This window comes from Amycolatopsis sp. A1MSW2902 (genome assembly GCF_017312175.1).
Lineage (GTDB): Bacteria > Actinomycetota > Actinomycetes > Mycobacteriales > Pseudonocardiaceae > Amycolatopsis > Amycolatopsis nivea.
The window spans coordinates 3,191,487-3,209,942 of record NZ_QJPO01000001.1; the positions used below are offsets into that span (position 1 = coordinate 3,191,487).

The following is an 18,456-nucleotide window of genomic DNA, read 5'->3' on the forward strand; positions in this document are numbered from 1 at the left end:
TGACAACCAAGGTTGTACAACTATAGTTGTTCTTATGGACCGCGACCCGGTTGCCCTTGCGACGTCTCTGCTGCGGGCGCTCGAGGCCGGGCAGTGCGGCGAGAATCTCCGGAAGTACTTCGCCCCGACGGCGTCGACCGTCGAGCATCCGAACCGGCTCAAGCCCGCGGGCGCTCGCGCCACTCTGGACCAAATGCTCGCGGCGTCGGAGGCCGGCGCCGGACTGATGTCCAGCCAGCGGTACGACGTGCGCTCGGCCGCGGCGGTGGGGGACACCGCGATCCTTCGTCTCACCTGGAGCGGGGTGATCGCGCGTGACGCGGGTCCGTTCCGCCGCGGCGACGAACTCGTCGCGCACATCGCCCAGTTCGTCGAGACCGCCGACGGCCTGATCGCCTCGATCGAGACCTTCGACTGCTACGAACCGTTCGACACCCAAGTCGTATAACGCCCTATACGCCATCGCAGGAGAGCGTAGCGATCTCCATCCCCGCCAACCGCTCGGCGCTCACCACTACCTCATACGCGCAGAGAAGACCCGCGCGAACCTCGATCCTCAGCACCCCTACCAACCGTCCGGCGGGAGCGAGCACCAGCCCGACATCCCCGTCGATCAGTGCGAGTTCAGCCAACCGCGCAGTCCCGGCGAACAGTTTCGTCCCCTGCGCGACCTCGTCCGCCCCGCGCAACACCGCGGCGGCCCCCGGCGGCAGCATCGCCGGATCGGTGCGCCGCACGACATCCGGGGCGAGCACGGTCAGCAAAGTCGCCATGTCCCCGCCCCGGGCCGCTGCCAAGAACGCCGTCACCACTTCCCGGTGCTCAGCCAGCTCCGCCACCGGCACGACCGGTTCCCCGCGGACCCGCAACCGCGCGCGGCTGGCGAGTTTCTTGGCGGTCGCGGGCGTCCGGTCGAGGATCGGGCCGACCGCGTCGAACGGCACCGCGAACAGGTCGTGCAGCACGAACGCCACCCGTTCGGGCGGGGCGAGCCGGTCCAGGACCACCAGCAGCGCCCGCCCGACCTCGCCGGCCAGCAGGATCTCGTCCTCGGGCACAGCGCCGCCGGCGGCGTCAGGCACCGCGGAGACGGGCGTTTCGCGGCGGGCGCGCAGGGCGTCCAGGCACAGCCGGGACACCGCCGTGGTGAGCCAGCCGCCGAGGTTGTCGACGCCGGACGTGCGATTCAGCCGCAGCCACGACTCCTGCACGACGTCCTCGGCCTCGGCCGCCGAACCCAGCATGCGGTAGGCCAGCGCGTGCAGCCGCGGGCGCTCGTCCTCGAAGCGCCGCGCCAGTGCGTCGTCCATCGGTCACCTTTTCCCGTCTCGATCCGTCATGGGAGTGCCGGCCCGAGGACCAAGGACGAGGAGAGGAACCGGATGACCGTCATGCTAGCGCCTTTGCTGCACATCGATTCGAGCGCCGACTGCGAGGCGTCGGTGAGCAGGCAGCTGGGCGCGTTGTTCGCCGACGAGTGGCGGAGCGGCGGCGGGACCGTTCGGCACCGAGACGTGTCCGCCGAACCCGTGCCGCCGCTGCGCGAGGCGTACGCGCGGCTCGGCCGCCGGGTGGAACGCAAGGGAGTGCTGTCGCTGGAAGACATCGCGACGCTGACCGCGGACGCCGACGAACAGCGCGAATGGGACCTGACGCTGCCGCTGGTGAACGAGGTGCGCGAAGCCCGCGCCGTGCTGATCGGGGTGCCGATGTACAACTTCGGCGTGCCCGCGACGCTCAAGGCGTGGATCGACCGGATCAGCTTCCCCGGCGTGTTCGCCGATCCGGAAACCGGCCGGAAACTGCTGGCGGACAAGGATTTCGTGGTCGTGAATGCTCGCGGCGGCGGATACGGGCCCGGCACGCCGCGCGAGGCGTTCGAGTTCCAGGAGTCGTATCTGCGCGCCTACCTCGCCGACAAGGGCGTGGAGCGGCTGACGTTCGTGTCCCAGGAGTTCACCCGGGTCGGCGACGTCCCCGCGCTGGACGGGCTCGAGGACCTGGCCGCCGCGTCGCGCGCGGCGGCCAGGTCCCGGGTCGTCGAGCTGGCGCGGGCTATCCGGTGAGGTCGGAGCACTTCCGCGCGTCCGGATCCTTCGCCCCGCCGGGCGACCACCGCACGTTCGCGAACGACGCGGAGAACGGGCCGTCGGTGTAGACGAGGAACGGCGTGTCGATGCTCTCGAAGTCCAGCCCGCTCGCGAAGCAGGACAACGGGATCTTCACCGTCGACTTCTGCCCGGCGGGCAGATCGCCGAACAGCTTCGTCGCGTTGACCTCCGACGAGCACGGATAGACGCAGTGCAGGCTGACGACCGTCCGGTTCACCGGCGGCGAATGCACGATCACGTCGAACTCGAGCGCGCCGTCGGCGTTGGGATATCCGCGCAGATCGTCAGTGCCGCCGGGATGCTGCGAATACAGCTGTGCCGCGCCGGTGCCGGTCCACGTCGCCTTCAGGCCGTCGCCCTGGACGTTGACGTCGGCCGGGACCACGGTGATCTCCGGATGCGAAGCAGTGCCGTCCGCGCCGATCTCGGTGCCGCCCCAGTTCGACGCCGAACCGATGAAACTCTTGTACGGCGCGACATCCGTGCGGTCGTAGATCGGCAGGTCCTCGGTCGCGGTGCCGCCGCCGTCGGTCGCACCGCAGCGGGCCGGGCCCTCGGTCTCGTCGAGTTTGCCGACGGTGGTCCGCTGGTTCGAGGTGAGGCCGTAGCCGAGCTTGAACAGCGGGTCGTAGCCGGGACTCCACGGGTTGAGCGGAGTCTGGCAGGCGCTCTTCGGCCACGAGTAGGACAGCTTGCCGCGGTATCCGCCGTGGTCCTTGCCGCGCACCAGCATGTCCGCGACGCCCCCGCCTTCGGTGCCGGGCAGCCAAGCGGCGACGAACGCGTCGGAACGGTTGAGTTCCTTGTCGACGTACAGCGGGCGGCCGCTGACGTACACCGTCACCACCGGAGTGCCCTTGCCGCTGACTTTGTCCAGCACCGCAAGGTCTTCCGGATACAGCTTGGCCGCTTCAAGGCTCTTCCGCTGCAGATCGCCGACGCCTTCCGCGTACGGAGTCTCGCCGACAACAGCGATGACGGCGTCATAACCCTTGGGGTCGACGGTGCCTGTGGGGTCGAAGGTGACGTTGGCGAGATCCTCCTTGAGCCCGGCGAGGATCGAGGTCGCGCCGGGGAAGTCCGCGTTGGTGTTCCCGGTGCCCTGCCAGGTCAGCGTCCAGCCGCCGGTCTGGTTCGAGATGCTGTCCGCGCTCTTGCCGACCACGAGCACCTTCGCGTTGCGCGCCAAGGGAAGCACGTTGCCGTTGTTCTTCAGCAGCGTCTGCGACTTCCGCACCGCGTCGCGCGCGAGTGCCTTGTCCGTCAACGCGTCCGGCGAACCGGCGTACCAGCGCTGCGAAGGCTTGCGCTCCTCGAACAGCCCGGCGCGCATCTTGACCCGCAGGATCCGGGTGACCGCGTCGTCGATGCGGGACATCGGGATCTCGCCCCCGCGCACCTGCGCGACCGTGTTGGCGATGAAGTCTTTCCAGTCGTTCGGGACCATCACGACGTCGATGCCCGCGTTGATCGCGCGCGGGCAGCTGGAGTTGGTGCAGCCGGTCACCTGGCCGATGCCGTTCCAGTCCGACACGACGAGGCCGTCGAAGCCCATCTTGCCCTTGAGGATCTGGTTGAGGACCTTGTCGCTGCCGTGGATCTTGCCCTCGTTGATGCCGAGGTCGGGGTTGGTCCAGCTGTTGAACGACGCCATGACCGTCTGCGCGCCCGCGGCGAGCGCGCCGTAGTAGCCCTGGCCGTGCAGGTTGATCATGTCCGCTTCCGACGAAGCGTTCACGCCCTGGTCCTGGCCGTTGGTCGTGCCGCCGTCGCCGATGAAGTGCTTGGCGGTGCCGATCACGCCGTTCGCGCCGATGCGCAGGCGGGCCCCGGCTTGCAGACCGTTCATGGCCTCGTACCCGTAGGCGCGGGTGATACGCGGGTCCTCGGAAAAGCCTTCGTAAGTGCGGCCCCAGCGGTCGTCCTGCACGACGGCGAGAGTCGGCGCGAACGCCCAGTCCTGGCCCGTCGCGCGGATCTGCCGCGCGGTCGAGTTCTCGACATCGCGCACCAGGCACGGGTCGTGCGCCGCGCCGAGCGCGATGTTCTGCGGGAAAACAGTGGAGCCGTACACATTGTTATTCCCGTGCACGGCATCTATGCCCCAAATTACCGGGATCTTTGTCCTCGTGGCCTTGGCCGCGTCCCAATAGGAATCCGCGAGCTTCAGCCAGTCCTGCTGGCCGGCGTGCTTGTTCCCGCCCGGCCACGAGCCGCCGCCGTTGAGCACCGACCCGATCGAGTACTGGGTCACCTCGGCCGGCGTGATCGCGGCGATCTCGGGCTGGGTCATCTGCCCGACTTTTTCTTCAAGCGACATGCCGGAGACGATCTGCCTGATCCGCCATTCGTCGACCGGGTTCTTCGGCATCGCGCTGCGCACCTTGGGCCAGTCGGCCAGCTGGGGCAGCGAGTCTTCGATGCGGGCGCACCCGTTGCGGTCGAGCGCGGGACGGCCGATCTCCGGCTGGCGCGGGGGAGGGGCGGCCTGGGCGGCCTGGGCGGGAACGAGCCCGCCCAGGAGGACGAGCGCGGCGAGCGCGACCCGGTTCCGGGCGCGCGGGGAACGTGGAGGTCTGGCCATCGACAGTCCGTTCTGCGGAGGGCGGCCCGGAGCGGGCCCGGTGATCCTGACCGGGCAAACCGGACTCCGTCAATCCGCCGACCGCAGTGGTTCAGTCCAATAACCGGACAGGAAACGGGACATTCGCGCGGCGCGGGCGCAGGGATAGATTGATCTCGTACGCACTGCAATCAATGGAGGACAAAGCGGATGCGCAAGGAAAAGCCAGACGTTCCGGCCGCTGACGGGACCGCGGACGCGTACTTGGCCGTGCCGGACGGCGGGCCGCATCCCGGGGTGCTGCTCTTCCCGGACGCGTTCGGGCTGCGGCCGCGGATCGAGGAGATGGCCGACCGGATCGCCGAGAAGGGCTATGCCGTGCTCGCGCCGAACCTGCTCTACCGCGGCGGCCGGACGCCGTTGGTGGACTTCGCCGCTCTGGAAGACCCGGAGCGACGGGGCGAGGTCTTCGGCAAGCTGATGCCCATGATCGAGGCTCTGGACACCGAAGCGATCACTCGCGACGCGGAGAAGTACCTGGACTGGTTCGCCGCGCAGGACGGCGTCGCGCCGGGACCGGTCGTGATCACCGGGTACTGCATGGGCGGCACGAACGCGCTGCGCGTGATCGAGGCGTTCCCGGGCCGGGTCAAGGCGATCGCGTCGTTCCACGGCGGACGCCTCGCCACCGACCAGCCGGACAGCCCGCACCTGCGGGTCGGCTCGATCACCGGCGAGGTGTACTTCGGGCACGCCGACCAGGACCCGTCGGCCACCGCGGAGCAGATCAAGACGCTCGAGCACGCGCTCGACGAGGCCGGGGTGACCTACCGGTCGGAGGTGTACGAGGGCGCGTCGCACGGGTTCACGATGTCGGACACGGCCGCGTACCACGCCGAGGGCGAGAAGCGGCACTGGGAGAACCTGTTCGCGCTCCTGGAGCGGGTGCGCTGACCTGCGGAAGAGCAGGGCCCGGCACGCGGGACGCGCGCGCGGCCGGGCCCTGCGCGCGGAATCGGCGGCGGCCGTTTACGCTGGCCGCATGGCCGAAGGTGCGCTGTGCCGCGAACCGGTGGAGCTGACCGGGCGCGAGCGCTCGGTCCTGCGGAGCGTCGCGGTCCGCGGGACGGAGCCCGAGCTGTTCTGCGAGCTGGAGGCCGGGCACGGCCACGAGCACGCGACGCCCGTCGGCGGACGCGGCGAGGAGCCGCTGATGTGGCTGCGCTGGTGGCCCGGCCGCCGCGTGCTGGAGACCCGCGCGCGATGCGGCGCGGAGTCCGACGAGGGCGTTTTCTGCCGGGTGCCCGGCGGGCACGAGGGCAGCCACAGCTACGAGCTGGCCGAGCCCGAGGAGGCCTGGCCGCTGGCCGACGCGGGCCTGTTCGCCGGCCGCCGGTAAAGTCGCTCGACATGCGCGAAGGCTTCCAGGACGACCTGAAACAGCTCGAAGGGCGTCTGGCGGCGATGGCCGAGGCGGCGGCGGAGGCGATGCGCCGGGCCACCCGGGCGCTGCTGACCATGGACCTGCCGCTGGCCGAGCAGGTGCTCAGCGGCGACGCCGACCTCGACGACCAGCGCGCGACCTGCGAGGACGAGGCGTATTCGCTGCTCGCCCTGCAGGCCCCGGTGGCCGGCGACCTGCGCGCCGTGCTGGCCGCGGTGTACTGCGCGGAGAAGCTCGAGCGGATGGGCGATCTCGCCGCGCACATCGCGGGCACCGCGCGCCGCGGCCACCCGGAGCCGACCGTTCCCGCCGATCTGGAGGCGGTGTTCGCGGAGCTGGGCGAGGTCACCTCGGCGATGGCCGAGCGGCTCGCCGACCTCGTGCACGGCGAGGCCCGCGGCGGCTACGCCGAACTGAGCCGCGCCGACGAACGCGTGGACGAACTGCACGCCCGCGTGATGGCGACGGTCACCGCCCCGGACTGGACGCAGGACCAGCGGATCGCGGTCGCGCTGAGCCTGCTCACCCGTTTCTACGAGCGTTTCGCCGACCAGGCGGTGTCGGTCGCGAAGCGCCTGGAGTTCGCCGCGACGGGCGATCTCCCGGGCTGACCTCCGGCGGCGGACCGGCCTGGGCCTGGTTCGACGGACGCGGCGGCGGCGAACCCGCGGCGCGGCCCTGCGGCGGACCGGCCGGACGCGGCTGCTGCCGAGCCGGACGGACCGGCGGCTGCGCGGGCGGACGGTTCTGCGGCGGGCCGTCGACGGGCCGGGCCTGGGGCATCGGCTGCGAGTTCTGCCGACCCGGAGCGGGTGCGTCCGCTGCACGAGGCGGCGGAGTCATGCGGGGCGGCTGGGGGTTTTGCCGTCCGGGAGCCGGGGCGTCCGCCGCGCGGGGCTGGGGCGCGGCCGTGCGGATCGGCTGGGAGTTCTGCCGTCGCGGTGCCGGTGCGTCCGCCGCACCCGGTTGCGGCGCGGCGGTGCGGAGGGGCTGCGAATTCTGCCGCCGGGGCGGCCGGACGGGACGACCGCTGGCGTCGCGGGCTTCGGGCGGGCCGACGCGGCGAGTGGGAGGCGCACCTGCGTCGCGAGCACTCGGCCGCGCACCGGCGGCCTGGCCTGGCGAAGCATCGCCGTCCGGATTGGGTTGGGCTGTCGCAGCTTCCGCGCTTTCCGGCACCACGCCCAGCAACCCGAACGGCACTTTGCCCGCGAACCGCCGCACGAGTCCGGCGGCCGGACCCAGCGCGTATCGCTGCAGCAGCAACGCCATCCCGGCCCCGAGCGCGAGCCCGATCAGGACGTCGTGCGGGTAGTGCGCCCCCACGAACACCCGCGAGAAGCCCATCGTCGCCGCGAAGGCCGCGAGCCACGGCGCACCCTTGTGCCACGCGAAGGCCCCGCCGAGCGCGACCGCGGCCGCGATGGTGGAGTGGTTGCTCGGGAACGACCAGTCGCCTGGCGGCGGGCAGGCGCCGACGATCGCGTCCGGCGGCAGTCCCCGGCAGGGCCGCTGCTCGTGGACGAAGGCCTTGATGATCTCGCTGAGCACGTAGGCGACCACGGTGGCCGCCGGAACGAGCAGCGCCGCGGCCATCCGCTCGGGCGAGCCGGTCCCGCGCGCCCGCCACCAGAGCCACGCGAAGAACGGGGCCACGAGGACCAGGCCGTAGTGCGTGTACGCCAGCACGAGAGACTGCACCCAGCCCGGCATGGCGTGGGCGAAATGGGTGATCGCGTCGTACGTCTCGCTGCTGGAAGCTCCGGCCGTGGTCGCCATACAACCCCTCTCCGGTCCGCCGGTTCGCCTGGCGGCCATCTCGCGTTCACCCGAAGGTCACGAGCGTACCGAGCGGCGGAGGGGAGCCGGCGACGCCCCGCGAGTCCGCGGGGACGCTCCGGGACGGGTCAGGAGTCGGTGGTGTGCTCGCAGGTCACCGGCTTGCCGGGGCCGGGAGCGCTCGCCTTGGCGAGTTCCTTCGTCTTGTCCAGCAGGATCCGGCAGCGCAGCGTCGCGGCGGTCGACGGCGTGGCGGTGACCGAGGCTTTCTGTCCGGCGCTGACCACGACGTCCTGTTTCCACGGCAGCCCGAGCGGGCCGGTGAGCTGGTGCGGCGCGACCTTGTCCTCGTAGCGGTTGCCGGATTCGCCGTAGGCGACGCCGGTGGCCGTGGTCTGCTGGTCGGAGGTGATCTCGTAGGTGATCGCCCACGACTTGCCGGTCGGGTTGGAGCACGCGGCCAGCCCGGCGAGCGCGACGGCCGCGCAGGTGGCGGAGAGTGCCTTGGTGATCACGCTGGGACTGTACCGGAGCCGTTCTTCCGCAGCCCGGCGAGGAACGTCCGCGCGGCCGGTTCCTCCCGCGCGGCCTGGGCGAGGATGCCGAACTGCAGCATGGTGACCACGAGCGAGGTGCCTCCCGCGGACACCAGCGGAAGCGTCACGCCGGTCACCGGCAGCGCGCCCGCGACGTAGCCGATGTTGATCAGCGCCTGCGCGACCAGCAGCAGGGTGGTGGTCCCGGCGACGAGCCGCACCCACGGATCGGGGACCCGCGCCGCGGTGCGCAGGCCGATCACCGCCAGGTAGCCGAACAGGCCCAGCACCACGAGACAACCGGCGAACCCTAGTTCCTCGCCGACGAGCGCGAAGACGAAGTCGTTCTGGACGTCCGGCAGATAGCTCCACTTCGCCGCGCCGCGGCCGAGCCCGACGCCGAACCAGCCGCCGTCGGCGAGGGCGTATTGCGCCTGCTGTGCCTGGTAGCCGCTGCCACTCGCGTCGGGATTCGGCGAAAGAAAAGAAAGGATGCGCGCGAGACGATAACTGGCGAAAAGGGCGAGTGCGACGATTCCGGCGACCCCGCCGGCGAGAATCGCGGCGAACAACCGCTTCGGCGCGTCGGCGAACCACAGCAAGCCCAAGGTGATCAGCGCGAGCGTGACCGTGCCGCTGAGATTCGGCTGGGCCAGCAGCAGCGCGCACAACGCGAGCGTCACCGGGATCAGCGGCACCAGCAGATGCCGCCAATGGTGCAGCACCTTCTCTTTTGACACGAGCAAATGCGCGCCCCAGAACACCAGCGCGACCTTCGCGATTTCCACTGGCTGCAAGGTGAACGGCCCGGCGGAAAGCCAGCGTTGCGCGCCGCCGTGGTCGGAACCCAGCGGGGTCAGTACCAGTAGCAGCAGCACCACTGCGGCGGCGAGCGCCGGGGTGGCGGCCTTGCGCAGCCGGGAAAACGGGACGCGCAGTCCGAGCACGAAGGCGACGACGCCGAACGCGACGAACGTCAAATGCCGGAAGAAGGCTTGGTACACCCCGGTTCCGGGAGCAGGGGAGGACGACAGCGCCATCACCGCGCCGAGCAGCGTCAGCAGCGCCCAGATTCCGACGATGATGCGGAACGACGCGAGCGGATGCGCGAAAAACTGCCCGATTGCGTGCCGTGCCGGTTTGCGGTCCCGTTCGGTTGGCGATTCCACTTGCGCGAGTGTGTGCCGTATCCGCTTCGCGGTGGCCGACCGACTCGCCGGTGTGCGGAAAATTACCGCTCCGATTTCCGATTGGCCTCGTCGACCTCGGCCATGTGTTCCTCCGCCCACGTGCGCAGCGCCGCGAGCGCGGATTCCAGCGACGTGCCCAGCGCGGTAAGCCGGTAATGCACCCGCGGCGGCACCGTGTCCTCGACCCGCCGCGTGACGAGGCCGTCGCGGATGAGGCTTTGCAGCGTCACCGAGAGCATCTTCTGCGACACCCCGGGGATGCGGCGGCGAAGATCCGCGAAGCGCACCTCGTCCGGCGCGGCCTCGGCGAGGATCTTGACCGTCATCGACGTCCACTTCGTCCCGATCCGGTCGAGCAGCCGGCGCGTCGGGCAGGCCGGGTCGAACAGATCGCCGCGGGCGGAGGGGGTCACCTCGGGCTCACCACCTGTCGGGAAAGTGCCGTCTTGGCGGCATCCTCGGAGTTACCTACCGTGTGCTGGTAACCAATGGTAACCACAGGAGGTGCGATGAACGCAGTGCGGCAGGTCGAAGCGAACGGGGTCCGGCTGAGCGTCGCCGTCGCCGGGAACGGTCCCGCGCTGGTGCTGCTGCACGGATTTCCGCACACCTGGCAGCTGTGGAGCAAGGTCATCTCGACCCTCGCCGAGCGGTACCGGGTGCTCGCGCCGGACCTGCGCGGGCTGGGCGCGAGCAGCCGTCCGGAGAGCGGCTTCGACGCTGGGACGGTCGCGGCTGACGTCGCGGGCCTGCTCGACGCGCTGGGGGAGCCGGATGCCGACGTGGTGGCCATCGATCTGGCGGTTTCGAGCGCGTTGCTGCTGGCGTTGCGGCAGCCGGAGCGAGTGCGCCGCCTGGTGCTGATGGAGTCGCTGCCCTGGGGTTTCCCGGCGAGCGCGCCGTGGTGGTTCGGCTTCCACGCGGTGCCGGGACTGGGCGAGACTGTCCTTAATGGACACGAGGCGGAGTACGTCGGCTGGTTTCTCGAACAGGGCACGCTCGGCCGAGGCGCTCCGGCGGACGTCCAAGCCGCCTTCGCCGAGGCGTACACCGGCACCGACGCGCTCCGTTGCGCCTTCGAGTACTACCGCGCGATGCCGGAAAGCGCCCGGCAGCTGACCGAAGCGGCCACGAAGCGGCTGATCGTCCCGACGATGGCGGTCGGCGCGAATCCCGTGGGCGACGCGCTGGAGCAGCAGTTACGCCCGATCGCCGACGACCTCACCGGCCACGTGCTGGCCGACTGCGGGCACCTGATCCCGCTGGACCGTCCGCGCGAGTTCCTCGATCTCCTGCTGCCGTTCCTGTCCCGGGAGATACTGGCCGGGTGTCGTTGACGTCCGAACTGGCCGACCCGCGCGGGAAACTCGCGCGCTGGTGCGCCCGCGTCTTCACCGGCACCGCAGCGGCCGCGCGCCGGGTCGAGGAGGCGACGAACGGCGTCCGTCCGGCGCTCGCGCGGCCGCCGCGGCAGCACTGGGCCGAGATCGGCGGTGCGTTCGGCCAGCGGATCGCCGATCTCGTGCAGCCCGCGCCGCCGTACTACGCGCTGCTCGGCATGGTGCGGGCGCAGTGGGGCAGCGGCCCGTGGGCGCACGCGCAAGCCGCCCAGTACCCGACGCACGACGAGCTGCCGCCGGAGTACCAGGCGCGGGCGCTCGGCATCCGTCCGGCGGCAGCGACCTGGCTCGACCTCGGCGACGGGCTGCCCGGCGGCGGTGCGCTGCCGGGTGCCGAGGAGCTGTGGGGCGAACTGCTGGGACGCGCTCGCCGCTACCAGGCGCAGCACGCCCCGCCCGGCATGCTCGGCGGACCGGGCGCGGAAGCCGGACTGGCGCGGACGAACTGGGTGCTGTCGGCGTGCGAGGACATCTACCGCTCCGGCCGCATCGACCCTCGGCTCGCCCGGGTCGTCGACGGCGGCGGCACGATCGCGGACCTGCGCGCCCTGCCCGCCGACGCACAGGTGACCGAGCTGGCGGAACTCGCGAAACGCTTACACGACAACGGCGCGCTGTGGGAACTGCGGCGGCTCGGCGGCGCCCCGCCGGAGGGCTATCCGCTCGGGATCGCCGGACCGACCATCGTGCCCGGCTGGGCCGACGGCGACCTCCTGCTCGGGAAGCTCGACCCCGAAGCGGGGATCGCCGACGGCACGCTGCTGGACGTGAAGACCGTGCTGACCGTCGGCGATCCGGACCGCGCCGGGCGCTGGCTGTGGCAGATCCTGCTGTATGCCTGGCTCGACGTCGCCGACCTGTACCGGATCCGCGAGGTCGGGCTGCTGCTCGGGCGGCACGGCAAGCTGGTCTGCTGGCCGGTCGACGAGCTGGCGGCGGACCTGCTCGGCGGCGACGGCCTGGTCGATCACCGCCGCGACGAGTTCAGGGACATGGCGCGCGGGCTGCTCGACTCGGCCGGGCTGAGCTTGGCCGACGGCTGAACCGCGGGCTTCTTGCCCGCGCCGCGGCCGGCGAAGCACACCGCGCCGAGCACGATCACGCAGCCGACGAGCTGCAGCGGGCCCGGCCGTTCGCTCAGCAGCAGGAAGCCGAACGCGACCGCGCCGACCGGCTGCAGCAGCATCATCGTCGCGCCGGTCGAGGCCGCCAGCCGCGGCAGCGCCCCGGCGATCAGCAGTCACCCGACGACCTGGCCCACGAGGGCGAGCGCGGCGAACCAGCCGAGCGAGGGCAGGCTCGGCGCCAGGTCGAGGCGGCCGAACGGCAGCCCGAGCACGACGGAGACGAAGCCCGCCGACACGGTGGCCAGCGACAGCGAACGGACCTGCGTCGCCGGGGTGCTGCTGAGCCGGAGCAACAGCAGGTACGCCGAGTAGCCCGCTCCCGCGGCGAGCGCGAAAACCATGCCCAGCACCGGGTTCGAGCCGGTCATCGACGAGCCGAACACGCCGCCGGCGAGCACGATCCCGCCGATGAGCGTCGGCGCGACGAACTTGAACCGCGGGTCCGGCCGCTCCTTGAGGAACACGAACGCCAGCAGCGGCACGATCACCACCTGCACCGAAAGCAGCATGGTCGCGACGCCCGCGCCAACGCGCGGGATCGCCTCGCCCCACAGGACGAAGTCGAGCCCGAGGCCGAGCCCGGCCAGCAGCGGCAGCAGGATCTTCGCGCGCTTGCGGGTCCGCCGCGCCTCGCTGAACGCGAGGATCGCGAGCAGCGGCAGCGCGAGGGCGCAGCGCCAGAACGCGCTGGTCGCGCCGCTGGCCCCGGAAACCTTGATGAGCACCGAGGTCAGCGCGATGCAGAGGCAGCCCGCCGCGGCCAGCAGCCGGGGGTCGGCGCGGCCGGTGAGCGCGGCGATCGGGCCGGCGGCAGGCAACGAGGCGGATTCGGTGGTCATGCCTTCTATGGTGGGGGCGCTAACTATCAAGGACAAGTGAATGTTCCTGCGGAAAATCCGGTAGCATCGCTACCGTGTTCAGTGTGGATCGGATGCGCGCCCTGCACGCGGTCGCGCAGCACGGCTCGGTCGCCCGCGCGGCGGCCGCGCTGCACGTCACGCCATCCGGGGTGTCGCAGCAACTGGCGAAACTCGAACGGGAAGCGGGGCTGGCGCTTTTGGAGCCGCGCGGCCGGACCGTGCGGCTCACGCGCGCCGGGCAGGTGCTGGTCGGGCATGCCGAACGCGTGCTGGCTCAGCTGGCCGAAGCGCGCACGGATCTCGAGCGGCTGCGCGAGGACGTCTTCGGGCCGTTGCGGATCGGGTCGATCGCGACGTGCGTGCACGCGCTGCTACCGCCCGCGCTCGCCATGCTCACCGAACAGCACCCGCGGCTGAACGTGACGCTGGGCGAGGGCGAAGCCGAACAGACGCTGCCGAAGGTGCTCGCCGGGGACCTCGACGTGGCGGTGTTCGAAAGCTGGGCGGACCGGCCGACCGTGGTGCCGGCGGGGATCACGCAGGTCACGCTGTTCTCCGACGTCGCCGATCTCGCGCTGCCCGCCGGGCACCGGCTCGCGCACCGTCGCACGGTCGATCTCTCCGAGGTGGACGACGTGTCGTGGATCAGCTGGACCGGCCGTTCCGGCTGCTACGAATGGCTCGTGCACGTGCTCCGTTCGCAGGACCTGGAGCCGCGGATCAGTTGCACCATCGGGAGTTACGTGACGCAGCTGGCGCTCGTCGCGGGCAACGTCGGCGCCGCGCTCGTCCCGCGGCTCGCCCGCGGACCGGTGCCGGACGGCGTCCGGATGCTCGCGACGCGGCCGGTGCTGAACCGCACGATCATCGCCGCGTGCCGGTCCGGCGAGGAGGCGCACGGCGGGGTCCGGGCGGCGCTGGAGGCGCTCGGCGAGGCGTCGGCGGCTTATGTGAACCGCTGAATCTCGGTGCGCGGCTGCCTTTTCCGGCCGGTTCGGCCCTAGAGTCGGAATCGACGAGCAGGGGAGCCGCCCATGACTGCCGAGGATGCCGCCCGTGCCTTGCGGGCCCGACTGCCCGCCGGGCAGGTGCACACGTCCGGCCCTCAGTACGAATCGGCGGCGGCGGTCTGGAACGCCGCCGTCGTCGCGCGTCCGGCCGTGGTGGTTGAATGCCGGCGCACGGCGGATGTCCAGGCTTCGGTGCGTGCCGCGCGCGAACTGGGTCTGCCGCTGTCGGTGCGCAGCGGCGGGCACGACTGGGCCGGACGCGCGATCGCGGACGGCGGGATCACGCTCGATCTGCGTCCGCTGAACCGGGTCTCGGTCGATCCAGGACGGCGCGCCGCGGTGGTCGGCGGCGGCGCCCGGGCGAACGATGTGCTGGCGGGAGCGGAGGCGCACGGCCTGACCGCCGTCGTGGGCACGATCGGCACGGTCGGGTTCGCCGGGCTCGCGCTCGGCGGCGGATACGGTCCTTTTCTGGGCAAGTACGGGCTCGCCTCGGACAATCTGCTCGGTGCCGAGGTCGTGCTCGCGGACGGCGAGGTTGTGATCGCCAACGCTTCGCGGTTGCCAGACCTGTGGTGGGCGCTGCGGGGCGGCGGCGGGAATTTCGGCGTGGTGACCGCCCTCGGCGTGCGCTTGCACGAGACACCGCCGATCACGACCGGCCCGGTCTGGTACCCGGCGTCGGACGCGGCGCGGGTTTTCGCTGCGGTAGCCGAACTCCAGGCCGACGCGCCGGACGAACTCACCGTGCAGACTGGCGTCCTCGCCGGTGCCGACGGCTCACTGTGCGTGCTGGTCTGGCCCACCTGGTGCGGGGCCGCGGATCCCGACGGCTTCCTCGCCCGCCTCGGACCCCCGCTCGCCTCGCAAATCGAGCCGGTGTCGTCCTACGCGGCAGAGATCGCCCGGCGGGATGCGATGTTCCCCAACGGCCGTTCAGTCACCATCCGCACGCGGTCGCTTCCGGCGTTCACTCCAGAGGCCGCGTCAGTGCTCGCCTCGGCCGCGGAAGGCCGGACCTCGCCGATGTCCGGACTGTCGATCCACCACTTCCACGGCCTGGCCGCCCGGATTCCGGCCGCGGACACGGCGTTCCCCGTGCGGGAGGACCACCTCATGGTCGAGATCCTCGGGCTGGGGGAGGGCAACGACGACCGAGCCTGGGCGGATGCCACGTCGACGGCGTTGGCCCCCTATGCCTTGCCTGCCGCGTACGCGAACCTGCTGGGCCCGGACGTCCCTTCGGCGAACGTCTTCGGCCCCAACTCGGCCCGGCTGCGGGACGTCAAACACCGCTACGACCCGGACGGGGTTTTCCGCGCCATTCCGCTGGGCTGACCTTTTTGCCGAGTACATTGGTGAAAAAGACGGCGGAAGGAGGCGGGCCGTGGCGTATGTGATCGCGGAGCCGTGCGTGGACGTGATGGACCGGGCGTGCGTGGACGAGTGCCCGGTGGACTGCATCTACGTCGGCGAACGCTCGCTGTACATCCATCCGGACGAGTGCGTCGACTGCGGCGCGTGCGAACCGGTGTGCCCGGTCGAGGCGATCTATTACGAGGACGACCTTCCGGACCGCTGGCGCATCTACGCCGAGGACAACGCCCGGTTCTTCAGCGAAACCCTGCCCGGCCGCGACGCGCCCCTCGACAGCCCCGGCGGCGCGGTGAAGCTCGGCGACCTCGGGGTGGACACGCCCTTGGTCGCCGGGCAGCCACGACCGGACCTTTCCGCCCAGCAGTAGTTCGCCCCGCACGCTTCTGCGGGAGCGACCCGCCGTACCCCGCTTCTGGCGGAGAAAACCTCATTCAACTCGGTTAAACTGGTCCGCATGAGCGAGCAGACGCTGACCGATCCGCCCGCCTCCCGCGCACTGGGCGAGAGCCGGGCCCGGGTGCTGGCCGCACTGCGGTCGGCGGACGCTCCCGTAGCGGTGCAGGACGTCGCCGAACAGGTCGGCCTGCACGCCAACACCGCGCGGTTCCACCTGGACGGGCCTCGTCGAATCCGGCCTCGCCGAACGCCGAACGGAAGACCGCACCCGCCCCGGCCGCCCGCGGACGGTCTACGCCGCGATCGCCGAGGAAGCAGCCGAGGGACGCCGCAGCTACCGCCTGCTCGCCGAAATGCTGACCGGCCTGATCGCGGAAAACGTCGCCGATCCCGGGAAAGCCGCGGAATCCGCAGGCGAAGCGTGGGGCCGCTACCTGGCCGACCGCCCGCCCCCGACCCGCCGCGTCGACGAGGCCGAGGGGATCCGCAGACTGTCCACCGTGCTGAGCGACGCCGGTTTCGCTCCGGACCCGTCGGGCTCTCCGGAGCAGCCGGTGATCCGGCTGCGGCACTGCCCGTTCCGAGAGATCGCGGAAGAACGCCGGGATGTGGTGTGCGGCCTGCATCTCGGGCTGATGCGCGGGGTGCTGGAGGAGGTACGAGCACCGCTGACGGCGGAGCGGTTGGAGGCGTTTGTCGAGCCGTCGTTGTGTTTGGCGCATTTGAAGCCTGTTGGTAAGCGTCGTCGCTGACCATGCTCGCTGGTGCCGGTTCAGCGCTGGATTTTCCGCGGCGGGTCGCAGATTCGCGATGACGCCGGACACGCGCAGAGAGCGGATTCGAGGCGGGCAAGGGATTTCCGTCCGCGAGTGCGGTGGCTGGGCGGGCGTTTCTGATGCACCAGCGATCCATCTGCGGCGGTGGGTTAGGCGCGGATTCGCGGTGGCCAACGGAGTTTCATCCGCGAAGTCCGGTGACGCACAGCAGGCCGGTCCGCAGCGTCCGGTGATGCGCGGATTCGCGGGCGACTACCGGAGTTCCGCCTGCGAAGCGCGTGGCTGCGCGGACTTTCTGATGCACGGGTAAGCCCGTCCGCAACGGCCAGTCAGGCGCGAGACGCGAATTCGCGGCAGCCAACGCAATTCCGCCCGCAAAGCGCAGCAGCCGGTGCGCGTGTCCGTTGCACAGCAAGCCCGGTCCGCGGCGGCCGGGGCGGGGGAGACCGGCCGCCGCGGGGAGGCGCGCCGAAGGGGGGTCGGCGCGGGTATCGGGGGTCAGGCCGGGACCGCGGCGCGGCCGATCCGGACCTGCCACTTCTCCGGCCCGGATTCCACGTACTCCCACGTGAAATCCTCGCCGTGCGTGGCGGTGAACTCGCGGCGCAGCGGCTTCGGGTCGTGGTTGTTGACGAGCACGAACGATTCCCCGGGCGCGAGCCGCGCGTAGCGGCCGAAGATGCGCGGATGCCGGGTGCCGTGCGGGATTTCGCGGACGTCGAGGACTTCCGCGCGGTCCAGTTCGCCGCCGTCGAGGAGCGTGCGGAGGTCGTTGACCAGGATGGGGACGTCCGCGCCGGGGAGATCGGCCAGCGCGGGCAGCAGGACGCTGGTTTCGGCGTCGAGATAAGCGCCGAGAAGCGCGTCCAATGCCTGCGCGGCATGGCTGACCTGGGCAGAGGTGTCGGATTCCCGCAGTTCCTCGACGGTGCGGAGCACGGCGTCCTGAATCCGTCGCAAGGCGCGGACCAGCAGGCGCGTCGCGGGGGCGCCGGCGGCGGTCGCGTTGAGGACGCGGTCCGCGGCGGACAGGTACTCGGTCAACCGGCCCGTCGCGAACTCGATCAGCCGGGCGTTGGCCTCCTCGCGGGCGCTGCCGTCGAGCTGAAGTTCCGTGACCACGGCGGCTTTTTCCCGGTACTGGGCCAGCACCCGGCCGGATTCGGCGCGGAGGGCTTCGCTGGCGCGGAACGCGGGGTCGGTGCTGGTGCCGCTGATGTACACCTCGGACGAGCCGGTCACGGGAACCTCCCGGAAAGAGTATTTACGAGAATACTAGTGCAAAAGAACGGGCTTGCGGGCGTGACCTGGGACTCAGGTCGGGCCGACCCGCGCGAGGACGAGTCCGACCGGGATGCTGACGAGCAGCAGTACGACGAGCGCCCGGAAACCGTGCCTGACCCACCGGGTGCGACCGTCCGGCGAACTGCCGCGCACGCCGAGAACCAGCAGTGCCAATGCGACGACCAGAACCGCGCCGCCGACGTCCACCACGGGCGTCACCGCTGAAAGCGTTCCGGCTAGTACGGCGGCATTTCCGAGATTCCAAGCCGCGACCTGAGCGACGACAAGCCGACGGGACGGCAGTGCCGGGGCGAGCAATGCCTGCCCGACCCCGAGTCCGAGTTGGGCGATCCCGCCAACGAGGACCAGATAAGCGACCGCCCACGCGCCATGCGGGGTCGGCTGCGGGGCGATGACCGCGGACGCCAGCCCGCCAGCGATCGCGCATCCGAGGCCGAGCACGGCGAACGGGGCCGCGGCGGCGGTGCGAGGAGTCATATATCCAAGTTAGCCTAGTGAAAAAAGAACGGCTCGGACCGGTCGGCATACTGCGGGCTGGACCGGAAAATTCCCTGCTGTGACGGGATTCGCGCCAGGTCGGCA

Annotated in this window: 21 protein-coding genes; 11 read left to right on the top strand and 10 right to left on the bottom strand. The window is 71.1% G+C overall.

Annotation, left to right across the window (positions count from 1 at the left end; genetic code table 11):
• Positions 1 to 34: 34 nt before the first annotated feature.
• Positions 35 to 448, top strand: a complete 414-nt coding sequence (locus DMP23_RS14560; RefSeq protein ID WP_337821327.1) for a nuclear transport factor 2 family protein — start codon at positions 35 to 37, stop codon at positions 446 to 448.
• Positions 449 to 452: 4 nt separating this feature from the next.
• Here DMP23_RS14560 and DMP23_RS14565 read toward each other — a convergent pair whose 3' ends face one another.
• Positions 453 to 1,310 carry a sigma-70 family RNA polymerase sigma factor gene (locus tag DMP23_RS14565; RefSeq protein ID WP_337821328.1) on the bottom strand — a complete coding sequence of 286 codons (858 nt, stop codon included), beginning with the start codon at positions 1,308 to 1,310 and terminating at the stop codon, positions 453 to 455.
• Between the two features lie 72 nt (positions 1,311 to 1,382).
• Here DMP23_RS14565 and DMP23_RS14570 point away from each other — a divergent pair, with 72 nt between their 5' ends.
• Complete coding sequence (locus tag DMP23_RS14570) at positions 1,383 to 2,066, top strand: FMN-dependent NADH-azoreductase (protein ID WP_337821329.1); 684 nt, start codon at positions 1,383 to 1,385, stop codon at positions 2,064 to 2,066.
• On the opposite strand, the gene DMP23_RS14575 is transcribed toward DMP23_RS14570, so the two are convergent.
• On the bottom strand, positions 2,056 to 4,695 hold the full coding sequence (locus DMP23_RS14575; protein ID WP_337821330.1) for a glycoside hydrolase family 3 protein: 2,640 nt from the start codon (positions 4,693 to 4,695) through the stop codon (positions 2,056 to 2,058). The two genes, DMP23_RS14570 and DMP23_RS14575, sit on opposite strands and share 11 nt — an antisense overlap.
• A gap of 189 nt (positions 4,696 to 4,884) precedes the next feature.
• Between DMP23_RS14575 and DMP23_RS14580 the strand changes: the two genes are divergently transcribed.
• From DMP23_RS14580 to phoU, 3 genes are all read left to right on the top strand, one after another.
• Positions 4,885 to 5,628: a dienelactone hydrolase family protein gene (locus DMP23_RS14580; protein WP_337821331.1), complete on the top strand. Its 744-nt coding sequence runs from the start codon at positions 4,885 to 4,887 to the stop codon at positions 5,626 to 5,628.
• Between the two features lie 88 nt (positions 5,629 to 5,716).
• Complete coding sequence (locus DMP23_RS14585) at positions 5,717 to 6,073, top strand: hypothetical protein (protein ID WP_037811451.1); 357 nt, start codon at positions 5,717 to 5,719, stop codon at positions 6,071 to 6,073.
• A gap of 11 nt (positions 6,074 to 6,084) precedes the next feature.
• The gene (gene phoU, locus DMP23_RS14590; protein ID WP_037811453.1) at positions 6,085 to 6,729 is read left to right on the top strand and encodes a phosphate signaling complex protein PhoU; all 645 of its coding nucleotides are present in this window, start codon (positions 6,085 to 6,087) and stop codon (positions 6,727 to 6,729) included.
• Here the strand turns inward: phoU and DMP23_RS14595 are convergent.
• From DMP23_RS14595 to DMP23_RS14610, 4 genes are all read right to left on the bottom strand, one after another.
• Positions 6,641 to 7,897 carry a phosphatase PAP2 family protein gene (locus DMP23_RS14595; RefSeq protein ID WP_337821332.1) on the bottom strand — a complete coding sequence of 419 codons (1,257 nt, stop codon included), beginning with the start codon at positions 7,895 to 7,897 and terminating at the stop codon, positions 6,641 to 6,643. The genes phoU and DMP23_RS14595 overlap by 89 nt on opposite strands.
• 128 nt (positions 7,898 to 8,025) lie before the next feature.
• Positions 8,026 to 8,412: a hypothetical protein gene (locus tag DMP23_RS14600; RefSeq protein ID WP_037811455.1), complete on the bottom strand. Its 387-nt coding sequence runs from the start codon at positions 8,410 to 8,412 to the stop codon at positions 8,026 to 8,028.
• A complete protein-coding gene (gene ftsW / locus DMP23_RS14605) occupies positions 8,409 to 9,602 on the bottom strand; it encodes a putative lipid II flippase FtsW (RefSeq protein ID WP_337821333.1) in 1,194 nt (397 codons plus the stop codon). The genes DMP23_RS14600 and ftsW overlap by 4 nt, the downstream gene beginning before the upstream one ends.
• A 62-nt stretch (positions 9,603 to 9,664) precedes the next feature.
• Positions 9,665 to 10,036, bottom strand: a complete 372-nt coding sequence (locus DMP23_RS14610) for a winged helix-turn-helix transcriptional regulator (RefSeq protein WP_337821334.1) — start codon at positions 10,034 to 10,036, stop codon at positions 9,665 to 9,667.
• Positions 10,037 to 10,132: 96 nt separating this feature from the next.
• Between DMP23_RS14610 and DMP23_RS14615 the strand changes: the two genes are divergently transcribed.
• Positions 10,133 to 10,960 (top strand): alpha/beta fold hydrolase, encoded by an 828-nt coding sequence (locus tag DMP23_RS14615; protein ID WP_337821335.1) that lies wholly within the window; start codon positions 10,133 to 10,135, stop codon positions 10,958 to 10,960.
• The gene (locus DMP23_RS14620; RefSeq protein ID WP_337821336.1) at positions 10,951 to 12,066 is read left to right on the top strand and encodes a hypothetical protein; all 1,116 of its coding nucleotides are present in this window, start codon (positions 10,951 to 10,953) and stop codon (positions 12,064 to 12,066) included. Before DMP23_RS14615 ends, DMP23_RS14620 begins: the two co-directional genes overlap by 10 nt.
• Here DMP23_RS14620 and DMP23_RS14625 read toward each other — a convergent pair.
• Positions 11,991 to 12,263, bottom strand: a complete 273-nt coding sequence (locus DMP23_RS14625; RefSeq protein ID WP_337824403.1) for an EamA family transporter — start codon at positions 12,261 to 12,263, stop codon at positions 11,991 to 11,993. The two genes, DMP23_RS14620 and DMP23_RS14625, sit on opposite strands and share 76 nt — an antisense overlap.
• Positions 12,264 to 12,989, bottom strand: a complete 726-nt coding sequence (locus DMP23_RS14630; RefSeq protein ID WP_337821337.1) for an EamA family transporter — start codon at positions 12,987 to 12,989, stop codon at positions 12,264 to 12,266.
• A 92-nt stretch (positions 12,990 to 13,081) separates the two neighbouring features.
• Here DMP23_RS14630 and DMP23_RS14635 point away from each other — a divergent pair, with 92 nt between their 5' ends.
• The 4 genes from DMP23_RS14635 to DMP23_RS14650 all read left to right on the top strand — a co-directional run bounded on the left by DMP23_RS14635 (position 13,082) and on the right by DMP23_RS14650 (position 16,545).
• Positions 13,082 to 13,972, top strand: coding sequence for a LysR family transcriptional regulator (locus tag DMP23_RS14635; protein ID WP_240015261.1), 891 nt, complete (start codon positions 13,082 to 13,084; stop codon positions 13,970 to 13,972).
• A 72-nt stretch (positions 13,973 to 14,044) separates the two neighbouring features.
• Positions 14,045 to 15,358: an FAD-binding oxidoreductase gene (locus DMP23_RS14640; RefSeq protein WP_134661736.1), complete on the top strand. Its 1,314-nt coding sequence runs from the start codon at positions 14,045 to 14,047 to the stop codon at positions 15,356 to 15,358.
• 49 nt (positions 15,359 to 15,407) lie between these two features.
• The gene (fdxA, locus tag DMP23_RS14645; RefSeq protein ID WP_336157779.1) at positions 15,408 to 15,764 is read left to right on the top strand and encodes a ferredoxin; all 357 of its coding nucleotides are present in this window, start codon (positions 15,408 to 15,410) and stop codon (positions 15,762 to 15,764) included.
• Between the two features lie 382 nt (positions 15,765 to 16,146).
• Positions 16,147 to 16,545 (top strand): hypothetical protein, encoded by a 399-nt coding sequence (locus tag DMP23_RS14650; protein ID WP_337821338.1) that lies wholly within the window; start codon positions 16,147 to 16,149, stop codon positions 16,543 to 16,545.
• A gap of 522 nt (positions 16,546 to 17,067) precedes the next feature.
• Here DMP23_RS14650 and DMP23_RS14655 read toward each other — a convergent pair.
• Positions 17,068 to 17,811, bottom strand: a complete 744-nt coding sequence (locus DMP23_RS14655; protein WP_037811473.1) for a DUF2249 domain-containing protein — start codon at positions 17,809 to 17,811, stop codon at positions 17,068 to 17,070.
• A 72-nt stretch (positions 17,812 to 17,883) separates the two neighbouring features.
• Entirely contained in the window at positions 17,884 to 18,351 is a 468-nt protein-coding gene (locus tag DMP23_RS14660; protein ID WP_337821339.1) for a hypothetical protein, read from the bottom strand.
• Positions 18,352 to 18,456 lie beyond the last annotated feature (105 nt).

What these genes read in the sequence shown, in the direction of transcription:
- DMP23_RS14630 (WP_337821337.1), bottom strand. Translation starts at nt 12,989, where the DNA reads ATGACCACCGAATCCGCCTCGTTGCCTGCCGCCGGCCCGATCGCCGCG.
- DMP23_RS14615 (WP_337821335.1), top strand. Translation starts at nt 10,133, where the DNA reads ATGAACGCAGTGCGGCAGGTCGAAGCGAACGGGGTCCGGCTGAGCGTC.
- DMP23_RS14560 (WP_337821327.1), top strand. Translation starts at nt 35, where the DNA reads ATGGACCGCGACCCGGTTGCCCTTGCGACGTCTCTGCTGCGGGCGCTC.
- DMP23_RS14565 (WP_337821328.1), bottom strand. Translation starts at nt 1,310, where the DNA reads ATGGACGACGCACTGGCGCGGCGCTTCGAGGACGAGCGCCCGCGGCTG.
- phoU (WP_037811453.1), top strand. Translation starts at nt 6,085, where the DNA reads ATGCGCGAAGGCTTCCAGGACGACCTGAAACAGCTCGAAGGGCGTCTG.
- DMP23_RS14635 (WP_240015261.1), top strand. Translation starts at nt 13,082, where the DNA reads ATGCGCGCCCTGCACGCGGTCGCGCAGCACGGCTCGGTCGCCCGCGCG.
- DMP23_RS14570 (WP_337821329.1), top strand. Translation starts at nt 1,383, where the DNA reads ATGACCGTCATGCTAGCGCCTTTGCTGCACATCGATTCGAGCGCCGAC.
- DMP23_RS14595 (WP_337821332.1), bottom strand. Translation starts at nt 7,897, where the DNA reads ATGGCGACCACGGCCGGAGCTTCCAGCAGCGAGACGTACGACGCGATC.
- DMP23_RS14660 (WP_337821339.1), bottom strand. Translation starts at nt 18,351, where the DNA reads ATGACTCCTCGCACCGCCGCCGCGGCCCCGTTCGCCGTGCTCGGCCTC.
- DMP23_RS14580 (WP_337821331.1), top strand. Translation starts at nt 4,885, where the DNA reads ATGCGCAAGGAAAAGCCAGACGTTCCGGCCGCTGACGGGACCGCGGAC.
- DMP23_RS14650 (WP_337821338.1), top strand. Translation starts at nt 16,147, where the DNA reads ATGCTGACCGGCCTGATCGCGGAAAACGTCGCCGATCCCGGGAAAGCC.
- DMP23_RS14585 (WP_037811451.1), top strand. Translation starts at nt 5,717, where the DNA reads ATGGCCGAAGGTGCGCTGTGCCGCGAACCGGTGGAGCTGACCGGGCGC.
- DMP23_RS14575 (WP_337821330.1), bottom strand. Translation starts at nt 4,695, where the DNA reads ATGGCCAGACCTCCACGTTCCCCGCGCGCCCGGAACCGGGTCGCGCTC.
- DMP23_RS14640 (WP_134661736.1), top strand. Translation starts at nt 14,045, where the DNA reads ATGACTGCCGAGGATGCCGCCCGTGCCTTGCGGGCCCGACTGCCCGCC.